General features: G+C 69.1%; 10 protein-coding genes. 7 read left to right on the top strand and 3 right to left on the bottom strand.

Features of this window, described 5'->3' with window-relative positions; genetic code table 11:
* Positions 1 to 126 precede the first annotated feature (126 nt).
* Both ACZ6QO_RS37710 and ACZ6QO_RS37705 read right to left on the bottom strand, forming a co-directional pair.
* A complete protein-coding gene (locus ACZ6QO_RS37710; protein ID WP_465858299.1) occupies positions 127 to 1,416 on the bottom strand; it encodes a poly(ethylene terephthalate) hydrolase family protein in 1,290 nt (429 codons plus the stop codon).
* Between the two features lie 573 nt (positions 1,417 to 1,989).
* On the bottom strand, positions 1,990 to 2,682 hold the full coding sequence (locus ACZ6QO_RS37705) for a TetR/AcrR family transcriptional regulator (RefSeq protein WP_465858297.1): 693 nt from the start codon (positions 2,680 to 2,682) through the stop codon (positions 1,990 to 1,992).
* 53 nt (positions 2,683 to 2,735) lie between these two features.
* Here ACZ6QO_RS37705 and ACZ6QO_RS37700 point away from each other — a divergent pair, with 53 nt between their 5' ends.
* Positions 2,736 to 3,902 (top strand): FAD-dependent oxidoreductase, encoded by a 1,167-nt coding sequence (locus ACZ6QO_RS37700; protein ID WP_465858295.1) that lies wholly within the window; start codon positions 2,736 to 2,738, stop codon positions 3,900 to 3,902.
* 203 nt (positions 3,903 to 4,105) lie between these two features.
* Here the strand turns inward: ACZ6QO_RS37700 and ACZ6QO_RS37695 are convergent, their stop codons facing one another.
* Positions 4,106 to 5,533, bottom strand: a complete 1,428-nt coding sequence (locus ACZ6QO_RS37695) for a non-reducing end alpha-L-arabinofuranosidase family hydrolase (protein WP_465858301.1) — start codon at positions 5,531 to 5,533, stop codon at positions 4,106 to 4,108.
* A gap of 606 nt (positions 5,534 to 6,139) precedes the next feature.
* Here ACZ6QO_RS37695 and ACZ6QO_RS37690 point away from each other — a divergent pair.
* The 6 genes from ACZ6QO_RS37690 (at position 6,140) to ACZ6QO_RS37665 (ending at position 14,876) form a co-directional block, all read left to right on the top strand.
* On the top strand, positions 6,140 to 7,093 hold the full coding sequence (locus ACZ6QO_RS37690; RefSeq protein WP_465858293.1) for an NmrA/HSCARG family protein: 954 nt from the start codon (positions 6,140 to 6,142) through the stop codon (positions 7,091 to 7,093).
* 954 nt (positions 7,094 to 8,047) lie between these two features.
* Positions 8,048 to 9,070: a LacI family DNA-binding transcriptional regulator gene (locus tag ACZ6QO_RS37685; protein WP_465858292.1), complete on the top strand. Its 1,023-nt coding sequence runs from the start codon at positions 8,048 to 8,050 to the stop codon at positions 9,068 to 9,070.
* 188 nt (positions 9,071 to 9,258) lie between these two features.
* On the top strand, positions 9,259 to 11,400 hold the full coding sequence (locus ACZ6QO_RS37680; protein WP_465858290.1) for an alpha/beta hydrolase: 2,142 nt from the start codon (positions 9,259 to 9,261) through the stop codon (positions 11,398 to 11,400).
* A 214-nt stretch (positions 11,401 to 11,614) separates the two neighbouring features.
* Positions 11,615 to 12,976, top strand: a complete 1,362-nt coding sequence (locus ACZ6QO_RS37675) for an extracellular solute-binding protein (RefSeq protein ID WP_465858288.1) — start codon at positions 11,615 to 11,617, stop codon at positions 12,974 to 12,976.
* Between the two features lie 164 nt (positions 12,977 to 13,140).
* Entirely contained in the window at positions 13,141 to 13,995 is an 855-nt protein-coding gene (locus ACZ6QO_RS37670) for a carbohydrate ABC transporter permease (RefSeq protein WP_465858286.1), read from the top strand.
* Positions 13,995 to 14,876, top strand: coding sequence for a carbohydrate ABC transporter permease (locus ACZ6QO_RS37665; RefSeq protein ID WP_465858284.1), 882 nt, complete (start codon positions 13,995 to 13,997; stop codon positions 14,874 to 14,876). The genes ACZ6QO_RS37670 and ACZ6QO_RS37665 overlap by 1 nt, the downstream gene beginning before the upstream one ends.
* The last annotated feature ends 155 nt before the right edge of the window (positions 14,877 to 15,031 follow it).

Here is a 15,031-nt window from a genome sequence, read left to right as displayed (position 1 = left end):
CCCCCCCCCCCCCCCCCCCCCCCCCCCCCCCCCCCCCCCCCCCCCCCCCCCCCCCCCCCCCCCCCCCCCCCCCCCCCCCCCCCCCCCCCCCCCCAGGCTCATGGGGTGCTCGCGCTCAACCCGGTGTCACAGGCGGGCGGCGCAGGTGAGGGAGGGGGTCGACGGCGAGCCGTTGCCGAGGAAGCCGAAGGTGGTCGAGCCGGACGCCGGGACCGAGCCGTTGTAGGAGGCGTTCGTCACCGTCACCGCCGAGCCGCTCGCCGACAGCGTGCCGTTCCACACCTGGCTGATCGTCTGGCCGTTGCCCAGCGTCCATCTGACGGTCCACCCGCTGATCGCCGAGCCGCCGGCCTTCACCGTGACCTCGCCCTGGTAGCCGCCCGGCCACGAGTTCGTGGTGCGGTAGCTCGCGGTGCAGCCGCCCGCGGACGGGGAGGGCGACGGGGTGACCGAAGGCGAGGGCGACGGGGTCACCGAGGGAGACGGGGTCACCGAGGGCGAGGGGGTCACCGAGGGCGACGGGCTGGGGGACGGCGACGGCGAGGAGCCGCCCGGCGGTACGTACGGGCACTTGTCGCGGTACATCGAGATGTTGGAGGAGTCCATCAGCGGACACAGGAACTGGGTGTACCGGGTGTCGTTGTCGACGAAGATCTTCAGCCACGGGATCAGCGTCCGCATCTCGGTGGTGTTCGCCCTCGTCGCGAACAGGTGGTCCACGCCGGCTATCTCCACCCAGGCGCTCGGCGTCGTGGCCGGCAGAGTGGTGTAAATCCCGTTGAGGTAGGACGGCGTGACCACCGTGTCCCGCTGCCCGGAGATGAACATCGTCGGCACCTGGTCATTGGCCAGGCTCAGGTTCCCGGTGGGGGAGCCGGGCGCGAGCCCGACCGCGGCCTTCAGCGAGGGCCGCCGAAGCACCGCGGTGAGGACGCCCGCCCCGCCCGCGGAGTGGCCGACGACCGACAGCCGGCTGGAGTCGATCCGGTCGCGCACCGGGCTCCGCTGGGTGAGGTAGTCCAGCGCGGCGAGCAGCTGGGTGGCTCGGGCATCGGCGCCGTCGCTGCGGGTGTTGGTCTCGATGCCGATGACGACGAAGCCGAACGAGGCGAGCCAGTGGCCCATCCATGCCTCTTCGTCGGCGAACAGGGCGGAGAAGCCGGGCACGATCGCGACCGCGCCGAACGTCCCCTGGCTGGTGTCGGTCGGGTAGTAGATCACCCCGCTGCCGAAGCCGTTCCCGCCCGGCACGTTGGTCTGCGCGGTGGCGAAGGTCCCCCTCGTGGCGGCCACGCTGGCCAAGGTGGGGTCGGGGCCGCGCTGATAGGGATTGTCGGCGGCCGCCGCCGGCCGGGTCGCGACGATCGCCGTCAGAAGTCCGAGGACGACCACCGCCGCGGCCATCACGCGTCTCACCGGGCCGCCCTGCGGTGCGGGCCCCGATCGGAGCCGCCCGGTGGCGTGAGGCGCCGGGGTCTCACTCACACGTCGTAGCACTGTGGTGTTTCCTTTGTTCGGGTGAGCCCCTCATCGGGATCAGCACGTGACGGCCATCGCCGGGTCGTCTTCGATGCGGCGCTCGCGCGGGAAGGGTCGCCTGTTCGTCCGGCATGGGAACGCGCGGCACGAAGGCGTCTGCGATCGGCGGCCCCTGCGTCACCTGGCAGAGAACCGCCTTGGGATCTCAGTGTGAGAACGTCTGTGAAGTGCGTCAAGATCCGGGTAAAGGTCCGATGACTTCCGTGCGGCGGAGATGAGGGCCGGGTGATCGGAACCGGGCCGTGGCCGCGTGGTTCGCGGTGGCTCCGCGCCGCGGAGGCGTGCCGGCAGGGGACGCCGGCCATGAGATCGGCTGAAATTTTCAGCACGACCTTCGGGCCTGTCCGGTGCGGAAACGCCGACCGCGGCGGCCGGCCGTGCCGCGTTCGCCGCCGCTTCGGCGTCCCGCGCGACGCCGCCTTCGGCGTTCAGGTCACCTGGGGCGGCGCGTCACGCCGGCGGGCGGGCGAGCTTGGCGGCCACGGCGTCGAGGACCCACTCAAGGCCGGTCGCGTAGGACGTCTCGGCGTCCACCTCGGTGCCGTCGTGCACGGCCTTGGCCAGCGCGGGGAAGCGGCCCGTGGCGAGCATCCTGGTCACATGCGGGCCGTGGGCGCGCTGCCATTCGAGCTTGGACAGGCCCGTGGCGCGCTCGGCCCGCAGGTTCGCGATCTCGCGTCTGATCGCGCCGGTGCAGTAGGCGTTGACGGTCTCCACGGCGCGCATGACGGTGTCGAGATCGGCGAGGCCGTCGAGGGCGGCCAGCGTGGCCTCGGCCACGACGAGGGCGTTCGGGCCGAGGGACGGACGGCCGCCGAGCAGGTCGGCCAGCCATTCGTGACGGAGGGCGGCCTGCCTGGTGCGGTGGGCTCCGGTGCGCAGTGCCTCCCGCCAGTCCGCGGGCCGCTCCTGGGGGAGGATCTCGGCGTAGACCTCGTCCAGCATGAGGTCGAACAGCTCCTCCTTGGTGGAGATGTATCCGTACAGCCGCATGGGGCCGGCGTCCAGCCGGGCGGCGACCTTGCGCAGCGACACCGCCTCCAGCCCGCCCTCGTCGGCCAGCGCGATGGCGGCGGCGACGATGCGCTCCCGGTCGAGCGGCGCGGGGCGGGTCGGCGGCTCCGGACGGTCCCACACGGTCATGGTTACATCGTACTGTTGCAATACACTGTATCGATCAGATACAGTACATCGACATGATACGTCGTATCGCCGTGATCGGCGGCGGCCCCGCCGGCCTCACCTTCGCCCGTGTCCTGCACCGCCACGGTCACCCCGTCACCGTCCTCGAACGCGATCCCGCCCCCGACGCCCGTCCCCCCGGCGGCACGCTTGACCTGCACGAAGGGCTGGGCCAGCTCGCGCTGGACAAGGCGGGGCTGCTGGCGGAGTTCCAGACGCTGTCGCGTCCCGAGGGGCAGGCCATGCGCATCCTCGACACCGACGGGACCGTCCTGCGCGACTGGCGGCCCCGTCCGGGCGACCGGGCCAACCCCGAGATCGACCGGGGGCGGCTGCGCGACCTGCTGCTCGGCCCGCTGGACGTCCAGTGGGGACGGCACGTGACGCGGGTGGCGCCGCGGACCCCGGACGGCGTGCCGGTCGAGTTCGCGGACGGGCGACAGGAGACGTTCGACCTCGTGGTGGGCGCGGACGGCGCCTGGTCCCGGGTCCGCCCGGCGGTCTCGCCCGCGACGCCGCACTACACCGGCGTCACCCTGGTCGAGACCTCCCTGGACGACGTCGACACCCGCCACCCCGAGCTCGCCCGGCTGATCGGCGACGGTTCCGTGGCCGTGTACGGCGTGAACCGGGGCCTCGTCGCCCAGCGCAACAGCGGCGGCCACGTCAAGGTGTACGCCCAGTTCCGCGCGCCGCTGGACTGGCACACCGACCTGGACCGGCATCTGGGCCTGAACACGAGCCTGGACGCGCCCCTCGACCTGACCGACGCCGAGGCCGTCCGATCGGGTTTGCGGGCCCTGTTCGACGGCTGGGCCGCTCCCGTCCTCGACCTCCTCCGTCACGGCGCCGCCTTCGCCCACCGCCCCCTCTACGTCCTGCCCGTGTCCCACACCTGGGACCACGTCCCCGGGGTGACGCTCCTGGGCGACGCCGCCCACCTGATGCCCCCGTTGGGGGTGGGCGCGAACCTCGCGATGCTGGAAGGCGCCGAACTCGCCGAGTCGGTCGCCGCCGCTTCCGGCCCCGGCGATCTGGACGACGCCGTGCGCGCCTTCGAGGAGCGGATGTGGGCACGGGCCGGCAGGTTCGCGCGGATGACGACGGCCGGTCTTGAACGCCTCGTGAGCCCGGACCCGGGCGAGGCCCTCGCCCTCTTCGACGAGGTCCAGCCATCCTGACCGCCAGGCGCGAGAACACCGGCACAGGAGGAGCCTCCTGAGGGGCTCCGCACATGACGCGGCGGGCTCGGTGGTGTGCCGAGCCCGCCGGTCGGGTTCCGTCCGGTCCTGATCGCAGGGGCCGTGTCGACGTTCAGTGGTTACGGCGTGTGCCTCGTACGCCGTGAACGTCGGCGCCGCGCGGGATGGGACGGGTCGGGTGGTCAGCGCTGCAGGGTGAGCACGCCGGGACGGTAGGGCAGCAGGCCGTAGTCCACACCGTTGGAGCTGGGGCTGCGGCCCTGGTAGAGCAGTTGCAGGTTGCAGGGGTCGACGGTCTTGGTCTGGTCGGGGTTGCTGCGGACCAGGTCACCGTGGCTGATGTCGTTGGTCCAGGTGGCGCCGCTGTTGGCCTTGCCGGCGAACGGGTTGCTCTCGCTGGTGGCGTTCGGCGTCCACGAGCCGCTGAGGCTGGTGGCGGTGAAGGAGCGGAAGTAGCGCCCCTGCGAGCCGATCGCCTCGACGATCATGAGGTACTTGTTCTGGCCCTGGAGCTTGTACACCTCGACCGCCTCGAACAGGTTGTTGGTCGAGTCGCTCATGATCTGGGTGTAGTTGGAGCCGAAGCTGCTGGGGAAGTTCCCGATCGGCATGCTCTGCCGGTAGATCTTGCCGTTGTCCCCGGCGAAGAACAGGTACATGTTCTGGCCGTCACCGATGACGGTCTGGTCGATCGGCCCGGTGCCGGGGCCGGAGATGCTCGCGGTGGACAGGGTCTGGGGCGAGGACCAGCCGTTGGCGTTGGTGGGGTCGCTGGAGGTGCGGTAGGTGAACGCGGTGCCGCCCCACTGGTAGGCCAGCACCCAGATGTTCTTGGGCGCGAAGTAGAACAAGGTCGGCGCCACGGTGCCGGAGTTCATGGTGTTCTGGCTGGCCGAGGCCATGTCCGACCAGTTGGTGAAGGTGCCGAAGTTCATCGAGCCCCAGCTGGACCCGAAGTCGTGCGTGGTGCCGTACACCAGGTGCTTGCCGTTGTAGACGACGTTGGTGAAGTCCTTCAGCGACACCCAGCCCGACTTGGGGTTGGCCAGCGAACCCGTCGAGGTCCACCGGTAGGTCGACGGCAGGTCACAGAAACCGCCGGTCGGCGTCGGAGTCGGAGTCGGGTTGGGGTTGCCGCCGCCGACCTGGACGAGTTGCCACTGCTGGTTGTTGCCGCCCCAGTCGTCGTACTGGACGATGTTGCCGCCGTCCGCGGTGGAGGCGCCCTGGACCTCAAGCGCCTTGTTGCTCTGCCGGCTGATGAAGCGCACGTAGCCGCCGGAGGAGTCGGCCAGACGCCACTGCTGGTTGGTGCCGTTGCCGTCGGCCCATTGCACGATGGCCGCGCCGTTGGCGGTGGAGAAGTTGTAGACGTCCAGCACCTTGCCGCTGTGCCGGGACTTGATCCGGTAGTAGCCGCCGCCGCTGTCGACGAACTGCCACTGCTGGTTGTTCTGGTCGTTGCGCGTCCACTGCGTGATGCGCCCGCCGTCGGCCGTGGAGAGGTTGTAGACGTCCAGGGCCTTGCCGCTGTTGCGGTTGACCAGGATGTACCAGGCGTTGGTGTCGACGGTGGCCGCGGAAGCGGTCGACGACAGGATACTGATCATGGTGCCCGCGAGCACCGCGGGCAGGAGGATTGCCAGGAGGCGTCTGATCACAGGATCTCCAGAAATTGTCGCTCTGATGTCGTCGCCCGGCCAGGCCGCCCGCGGCCGGTCACCGGCTGCCTCCGGTCAGTCCGACGGACCGGCGGCGTTCACGTTCCGGCCCGCCCGCGGATCGCGCCGGTTCACGTCCTCCTGCCGAGTGGAGGGGGTCGGAGGAAGGTTTGTTAGCGCTAACATTCGGATCGCCGGATCTGCATGTCTTCTCCTGCGGGTGTGTGCGCGGAGTACATCCGACCGCCGGATCCGGCGTCAATGGCCCCGATCCGCCCCGACCTGCGCGCGGGCCCCCGGCGTGTTTCCTGGCCTGGGGATCCACCTGGAGGAGGTTCGTGTGCCCTGCCCTGGTGGCGTGAAAGTTTCAGAGAAGTAACCCGACGGTAACGCGCACGATCCGGGTCTCATGTACCCCGCACTCCTGCTTCGGCTCCGGCCGGCGGGACCTCCCGGCGAAGTTGGTCACTGAACCTGATAGTCATATATGGTGACTAATGGGCGGTGGCCGGGGGACTCGGTGTCCACTCCGGGCCGCGACGACTGGAGGGCATGATGTCCGGCAAAGAAGTGATCTCAGTGGTGGGCGCGACCGGCGCCCAGGGCGGCGCGGTCGCGCGGGCGCTGCTCGCCGACGGCGGCTACCGGGTGCGCGCGATCACCCGCGACGCCTCCTCGCCGAAGGCCCGGGACCTCGCGGCCCTCGGCGCCGAGGTGGTCGAGGCGCGCCTGGAGGACGAAAGCGGTCTCCGGAGAGCGTTCGACGGGGCGTACGGCGCCTTCCTGGTGACCCCGTTCTGGGAGCACCTGTCGGCCGCCAAGGAACTCGGCGAGGTGCGCAACCTCGTCGCGGCGGCCACGGCGGCCCGCCTGAGGCACGTGGTCTGGTCGACGCTGGAGGACACCCGCGAGGTCGTCCCGATCGGCGACGACCGGATGCCGACCCTCGACGGGGTCTACAAGGTGCCGCACTTCGACGTGAAGGGCGCCGAGGCCGACGCCCTGTTCGCCGAGTCCGGCCTGCCCACCACGTACGTGCGGGTGTCGTTCTACTGGGACAACCTGCTCGACACCCAGAAGCCGCAGCGGGACCCGGACGGCACGCTCGCCCTGCACCTTCCCGTGGGGGACACCCCGATCGCCGGGATCGCGGTGGAGGACATCGGCCAGGTGGTGCTCGGCGTGTTCCGGCAGCCGGACAAGACCATCGGCGCGACGTTCGGCCTGGCCGGCGAGCACCTGACCGGCGAGCAGATCGCCGCCGCGTTCAGCACGGTGCTCGGCGAGCCGGTGGCCTACCGCCCGCTCACCCACGACCAGGTCCGCGGCCTGGGCTTTCCGGGAGCGGTCGAGATCGGCAACATGTTCCAGTACTACACCGAGTTCCCGGAGTCGTACCTGGGACTGCGCGATGTCGAGGTCGCCCGCTCCATCCACCCCGGGTGGACCAGCCTCGTGGACTTCCTGACCCGGCACCGGGACCGGATCGCCGATGAAATCGCGGGGTGAATCCGCCGGCAGGGGGCTTCTCCGGTGCGGTGCGCCTCCGCCTTGAGTCCGGGGGAGTGGGCTCAGGGCCACGCGCATATCGATCGGGTGCCGGGTGATCCGCTGAACAACGCCCGCCATCACGGTCAGTGGATCACGCTCGTCAGGCGCGACACGGCAGGCACCCCGCACAAGGTGAATCTCCTGGACGAATCAGGTCGATAAGCCATGAACTATCCGGTAACCTCCAAACCGGTTTATCAAAGGATCAATAGGACTCGGCTCGGGTGGCAGGGGCGGTCGTGGGCAGGTGCGTCGGCGTCCGGCCGGGCACCGGAGCGAGGGGGAGTGCGCTGACGATGGCGGAAACCGGGTGTGGTCCGGTTCAGCGCCCCCCGCGGTCCGATGGCGGCGCGCGATTCACGTTCCGCGTTTTTCGAGCGGCCGTCGGACGCGAATACGCTCGGCTCCACGCAATGGCGGGCGGTCGTCGCGACAATGCGCCGGCGGAATGACTCCGAAAACGATGCGGTTCCAATAGTTCGGCGCGAATGCGCGATGAGCGAACCGGAATCATCGATCGGGTCGAATGCCATGTCACCCCTGCCGGCGCACTTCGGCGACGGAACGCGCGACCCCGTCGGCTTCGCGGGTTCCCGACCCTTCGGGAGGCCACGGGCCGGCTCGCCTCAGGTTCCGTGCGGCGGGAGGCCGCACCGTCCGAATCTCCCTCCCGGACCCGCGGGCAACGGTCATCCGGCCGCCTCCGCCGGCGACCGCCGACGCCCGCCAAGGCCGTGTGCGCTCCCGGCATGCCAAAGGCGGCGGAGCCCTGACCTGACCGTTCCGCCCGATCCGGCCATGTCCTTTAGGGCCTGTCCGGAAGGCTGAAAAGGGTCTTGTGTGAGCAAACGTTCTCAGTTACGTTAAGCGCCGGAAACGTAATCGATAACGTTTGCAATGGAAAGGGCCGCTATGGCCGAGGTCGCTGCGCCGGTGACGATGAGTGATGTCGCGCGGGCGGCAGGCGTCTCCACCGCGACCGTGTCGCGGGTGGTGAACGGGCGTTACGGCGTCAGCGCCAGCACCATCGCGCAGGTGCGTTCGGCCATCGAGCGGCTCGGCTACGAGTCGAGCCTGGTGGCGACGAGCCTGCGGCGCAGCCGTACCAAGGTCCTCGGCCTGGTGACCCACAGCTTCCAGTCCTACACGGCCGAAGTGCTCAAGGGCGTGATGCAGGCGTTGAGCCGGTCGGGCTTCGACCTGATCATCTACACCAACAGCGACCTCTACGAGACCTACTCCGAAGGCTGGGAACAGCGGCATCTGAACCGCCTGTCGGGCACGCTGACCGACGGGTGCATCGTGGTCACGCCCTGGGGCGAGGTGCGCAGCAACACCCCCGTGGTGGTCATCGACCCGGTGCGGGACTCGACGGTGCCGTCGGTGACGGCGGACAACCTCGCGGGCGCGACCTCGGTGGTCGAGCACCTGCTCGGCCTCGGGCATCGGCGCATCGGTTTCATCGCGGGCCGGTCCAGCCTGGAGGCCGCATGGTCGCGCGAGGAGGGGTACCGGCGGGCGCTGGAGGCGGCCGGCGTCCCGGTCGACCCGGCGCTGATCGGCAGAGGCGACTTCAACCCCAAGTCCGCGACCCCGCTGGCCCACGCGTTGCTGGACGGGCCGGACCGGCCGACGGCGATCTTCGCGTCGAGCGACGGGATGGCGTTGAAGGTCCTGGAGGTCGCCAGGGAGCGCGGGCTCAGCGTGCCCGGCGACCTGTCGGTGGTCGGATTCGACAACATTCCCGAGTCGGCGCTGGCCGAGCCGGGGCTGACCACGGTGGACCAGTCGGTGTACCGGCTCGGCTACGAGGCCGCGCGCATGCTCAAGTCACTGGTGACCGGCGAGTGGGAGGACCGCCGCCGGATGACGCTGCCGACCAGCCTGGTGGTGCGTGGCTCCACCGCGCCACCGAAGCGCACGGCGAGACCGTGACGCGGACACACAAGCCATATCGAGGCGGCACCGAAGGGCCAGGTGAACAGAGGCCCACTCAAGGAGGCGAGACACGGAGATCACGGCTACATCCACGATGAGCGGGGTCGGCAAGAGGGGGCGCATCCACTGCCGACCAATACGACCATTAAAGGAAGTGTGATTTGGTGGAAGCGTATCACGGAAGCATGCGAGGCGAGGGCGTACGACGGCTCTCGGCGGTGATCGCCGCCGGAGTGATGGCGCTCGCGACGATGCTGCTCGTGCCGAGGCCGGCCGCGGCGGCGGACACGCCGTGGCTGAGCGTGTCCGAGGACCGCTACGCGACGTTCAACGTCCCGGCGGCCTACGTTCAGGCCAACGTGGGCCAGGTGTCGCAGGTCGTCATCGAAGGAAATTTCGGCCCCTCCTCCGCCTGGGTGGAGTACGGGCTGACCCGCCGCGGCGACGTCTGGTCGGGCGTGCTCGGCCCCCTCGAACCGGGGCTGTACCGCTACCAGGTCACGGCCGACGACAACAAGAGCTTCAAGGACCCCACCAACAGCGCCGTCGTGGCGTCCAAGCCTCTCCTTAGCACCTTCTTCGTGCCGGGCGACAAGGTGAGCCTGCTGGCGGACGCGCCCGCGGGACAGGGCGGCAAGGTCGAGACCCTGACCTACCGCGCCAAGAACGAGCAGCGGTCGGCCCTGGTGTGGACGCCGCCGGGCTACGCGGCCAAGGGCAGGCCGTATCCGGTGCTGTACCTGCGGTCCGGCGACGGCATGAGCGCCACCGACTGGTTCGACCTCGGCAGGGCCAAGCAGATCTTCGACAACCTGTCGGCCCGGGGTGACATGGAGCCGGCGCTGGTCGTGGTCGCCGACGGCGGCGGGTCCGGCGACAAGGAGTCCAAGGACCTCCGCAAGGCGGTCGCGGGCGCCTACCGCGTCCATCACGACCCGGCGCACCAGGCGATCGCCGGCGTGGCCGAGGGCGCGACGCAGGCGCTGCGCGCCGCGCTGACCGGCCCGGGCGAGTTCGGCTACGCCGGCTCGTTCTCGGGTCTCGCGACCGAGACCGCCGGCCCGGGGCACGCGCACGGGCTCAAGCTGCTGCGTCTCTACACCGGCAACGTGACCGACCCCGCCTACAACGCGACCGTGCGACTGACGAAGGCGCTGGACCGCGCGCACGTCAAGTACGAGTTCGACGGCGTCAACCCGGACGCGGGAGCGAACTGGGACGCCTGGCAGGAGAACCTGATCGACTTCGTGCCGCGGCTGTTCCGCACGGGGAAGGACCACGGTCCGAGCGCCGGCCACGGGCCGCTGAAGGGCCGCTTCGAGCCGCCGGCGCCCGGCACCACCCCGACGCCGTTCGTGACCGAGGACGGCTTCGTCACCTTCGAGACCACGACGGAGTTCACGAGCGCCCAGCACGTCACGGTGTGGGCGAACATCGCTCCCGGCGGGAGTTGGCTGCGCGTTCCGATGACGCGTGACGGCGACCGGTGGCGGGCGACCGTGGGACCGCTGGAGCCGTGGTTCTACTACTACCGGTGGGTCGTGGACCGGGTGGGCGTCAAGGACACCTCGAACCCGACGAAGATCACCTCCGAGCCGGCCTGGAGCAGCTTCTTCATCCCCGGAGAGCGGGCCCGCCTGCTGTCCGACGTCCCCGCGGGCCAGGGCGGGAAGGTCGAGAGCCTGACCTACCAGAGCACCGTGGCCGGCCAGGAGCGGACCGCGCTGGTGTGGACCCCGCCCGGATACGACCCGGACCGCGCGGAGAAGTATCCCGTCCTCTACCTCCAGCACGGTAGCGGCCAGAACTACACGGACTGGACCGAGATGGGACGCGCCAAGCAGATCCTCGACCACGAGTTCCTCGACGGGGACATCGTGCCGATGGTGGTCGTGATGGGCAACGGCAACTCGTCCAACTTCAACAAGGAGCTGCTGGAGAACATCGTCCCGGCCGCCCGTGCCGGCTACAACATCTCCAGCGACCCGTCGCGGCAGGCCCTCGCCGGCCTCTCGATGGGCGGCGGACAGGCGATCGGGGTCCTCAAGGCCTACCCCGGCCAGTTCGCCTACGTGGCGGCGTTCTCGGCCGGGTTCGGCAGCGGCAACGGTGTCGACGTGGCGGCGATCAACAACGGGACCAAGCTGTTGCGGATGTACGTCGGCGATGTGACCGACTTCGTGTATCCGTCGTTCATGGCAGGGCTCACCACGATGGACAACCTCGGCGTCCGCTACGAGTTCGACGGGGTCACCCCAGGACCGCACGGCTGGGACGTGTGGCAGAAGAACCTCATCGACCTGGCCCCGCGCCTGTTCAAGCGCTAGGTAGGCCCGTTGCGGGCGACACCCGCGGGGGACCGGCTCACACCGTCCCCTTGGTGCTCGCCCGGCACGGAGCATATCGGGCGTCAATCCGAGGATCGGCACGAAGGACCGGGCACGGGGTTCGTCACCCCGTGCCCGGTCCGGCCAGTCACTCGGCCAGAGCGGCGGCGCACGACCTTTGTGCGCCGCGACCCCCCCAAGGGAGATCAACCAAATGAAGAGTAGGAACCTGATAACCGCGGCGGCTCTGCTCGTCGCCGTGGGCGCGCTCGCCGCCTGTTCCCCCGACCAGGGCAAGAGCACGGCGAACTCGGGTGGCAACAACGCGAGCAGCTGCACGAACACGATCACCAAGAAGGAACTGCCGGTCGTGACGATGTGGGGCTGGTACCCCAACACGCAGCTCATCGTCGACAACTTCAACAAGCAGAACAACGAGGTGCAGGTCTGCTGGACCAACGTCGGTCAGGGCGGCGACGAGTACCAGAAGTTCCAGACCGCCATCTCCGCGGGCACCGGCGCGCCAGACGTGATCATGGTCGAGATGGACCGGATCCCCACCTTCCAGATCCAGAACGCGCTCGTCGACATCAAGCAGTACGGCTACGACGCCGTCAAGGCCAACTACAGCGAGGGCGCGTGGAAGGACGTCTCGGTCGGTGGCGCCGTCTACGGCGTTCCGGTCGACGGCGGCCCGCTGGCGATGATCTACCGGAAGGACATCTTCGACAAGTACAAGATCACGCCGCCGAAGACGTGGGCGGAGTACGAGCAGGCCGCGCAGAAGGTGAAGGACGCGGGTGGCCCGAACTTCGGCGACCTCGGTGCGAACGTGCCGGCCCTGTTGATGGCACTGCAGATCCAGAAGGGCGCGGCGCCGTTCGCGTACGACCCGGCGCAGCCGAAGGCGATCGGCGTCAAGCTGAACGACCAGGCGTCCAAGGACGTGCTCGACTACTGGGGCGGTCTCGCGAAGAAGGGCCTGGTCGGGACGCAGGACCAGTTCACGCCCGAGTACATCTCCGGTGTGATCAACGGTAAGTACGCGACGTACATCTCGGCGGCCTGGGCGCCCGGTTACCTCACCGGCGCCGGCGTCGGCAAGGGCAAGGACACCGGCAAGTTCGCGGTGGCGCCGCTCCCGCAGTGGGACGCCGACAACCCGGTGTCGGTGAACTGGGGCGGGTCCGCCTTCTCCGTGACGAGCCAGGCGAAGAACCCCGAACTCGCGGCGAAGGTGGCCTACGGTCTCTACGCCGACGACGAGTCGCTCACCGACGGCTGGACCAACCAGATCATCTTCCCGCTGAACCTCAAGGCGCTCAAGGCCCCCGAGTTCGTGGACGCCAAGGTGGACTTCTTCGGCGGCCAGCAGGCGAACAAGGAGGTCTACGTCCCCGCGGCGGACGCCTACAAGGGCATGACCTACAGCCCGTTCGGCCAGTACTACTTCGACGCCATGACCAAGCAGGTCAGCGCGATGATCAAGGGTTCCGTCACCGGTGCGCAGGCCGCCGACAAGCTCCAGGAGGACGTGGCGGCGTACGCCAAGGAACAAGGATTCACCGTTCAGTGACGACAGAGGGTGGGCCCGGCCGTCCCCGGCGGCCGGCCCACCCGTGATCTCCAAGCATCGAAATCCCGGAGCCCAAGATGACCCTCCTTATCGAGGAGAGTGCGCCGCGCACTCGAGAGAAGACACCCAAGACCCACGGTAAGGTGCGCCTCCGCGAGCATTTGATGGGATGGCTCTTCGTCGGGCCGTTCGGGATCGTCTTCCTGGCCTTTCTCATCGCGCCGCTCGGGTACGCGCTGTACCTCAGCCTCTTCCAGAAGAAGCTGATCGGCGGCACCAGCTTCGTCTTCCTCGACAACTACGCGAAGGCGTTCACCGACCCGAGCTTCCTGTCCGGCGCGTGGTTCGTCATCCGCTTCTCGCTGGTCGCCATCCCGCTGCAGATCATCATCGCGCTCGCCATGGCGCTGATCCTGGATGCCGTGACATCCATGTTCACCCGCTTCTCCCGGCTCATGATCTTCCTGCCGTACGCGATCCCCACGGTCATCGGCGCCGTCATGTGGGGCTTTCTCTACAGCAGGAGCTTCGGGCCGCTCACCGACATCTTCGGGTTGTTCGGCGCCACCGCGCCCGACCTCTTCAGCAGCAACCTGATCTTCTACGCCCTGATCAACGTCGTCACCTGGCAGTGGGCCGGGTACTACATGATCATCCTGTACGCGGCGCTGCAGGGCATCGACCCGACGCTCTACGAGGCCGCCCGCATGGACGGCGCCGGCAAATGGCAGACCGCGCTGCGGATCAAGATCCCGCTGATCTCCTCCGCGCTGCTCCTGATCCTGGTGTTCTCGCTCATCGGCACCCTGCAGTTCTTCAACGAGCCGCAGATTCTGCGCTACCTCGCGGCCGGCACGATCTCACCGGACTTCACCCCCAACATGTACGCGTATCGGCAGGCGTTCGCGCTCGCGAACTTCAACTACGGATCGGCGATCTCCTTCGCTCTCGGCGGCGTCGTGTTCGTCTGCGTCTACGCCTTCCTGTTCTTCACCCGCAAGCGGAGGAGTTTCCTCTGATGACCGCCCCCTCCCGCACCGCCGGACGCCGAAGGCCGCAACGCCACCTCCCTCTGCAGGTGCTGCTCGGCTTCTTGGTCGTGTACTTCCTCGTGCCGTTCTGGTGGGTCATCGTCAACAGTTCCAAAGACGCCCCTGGCCTGTTCGGCGGCGGCAACACCATGTGGTTCACCGACCGGGTCGACTATTTCGAGAACCTCACCCGGCTGTTCACCTACGACGGCGGCATCTACGGCAGGTGGATTCTCAACTCCACGCTGTACGCGCTGGCGGGCGGCATCGGCGCCACGATCCTGTCGGTCATGGCCGGCTACGGATTCGCCAAGTACCGTTTCGCCGGCAGGCGCTTCAGCTTCTCCGTCATGCTCGGCGCGCTGATGGTGCCCGCGACGGCGCTGGTGATCCCCACCTTCATCATGTTCTCCGGGCTCGGCCTGACGAACACGATCTGGGCGGTGATCCTGCCGTCGCTGCTCAACCCGTTCGGCGTCTACCTGATGCACGTCTACGCCCGCGACGCCGTCCCCGACGAGATTCTGGACGCGGCGCGCGTCGACGGCGCGGGGGAGATGCGGACGTTCATCCAGGTGGCGTTCCCGCTGATGCGGCCCGCGGTGGTGACCGTGCTGCTCCTGTCGGCCGTGGCGTCCTGGAACAACTACTTCCTGCCCCTCGCGATGCTCTCCGACAACCGCCTGTTCCCGGTCACCGTCGGACTGGGCGTCTGGCAGGGAATCGCCTCGGCGAACAACGCGGGCAGCACCTCGCTCTGGAGCCTCATCATCATGGGCGCCCTGGTGTCGGTGGTCCCCCTCATCATCGCGTTCTTCACCCTCCAGCGGCACTGGCGCGGCGGCCTGGCCGTCGGAGGCCTGCGGTAGGCCCCGGCCGGCACGTCAGCCGGCCTTCAGCCGGCCTTCGCCCGCACGAACCCGCGCCCTTGGGGGGGGGGGGGGGGGGGGGGGGGGGGGGGGGGGGGGGGGGGGGGGAGGGGGGGAAAAAAGGGGGAAGAAGAGACCCAACGGAAGGCGGAACG

The sequence above is a fragment of the Sphaerisporangium sp. NPDC049457 genome (genome assembly GCF_055586705.1).
This window is presented reverse-complemented; position numbering and strand designations above follow the sequence as displayed.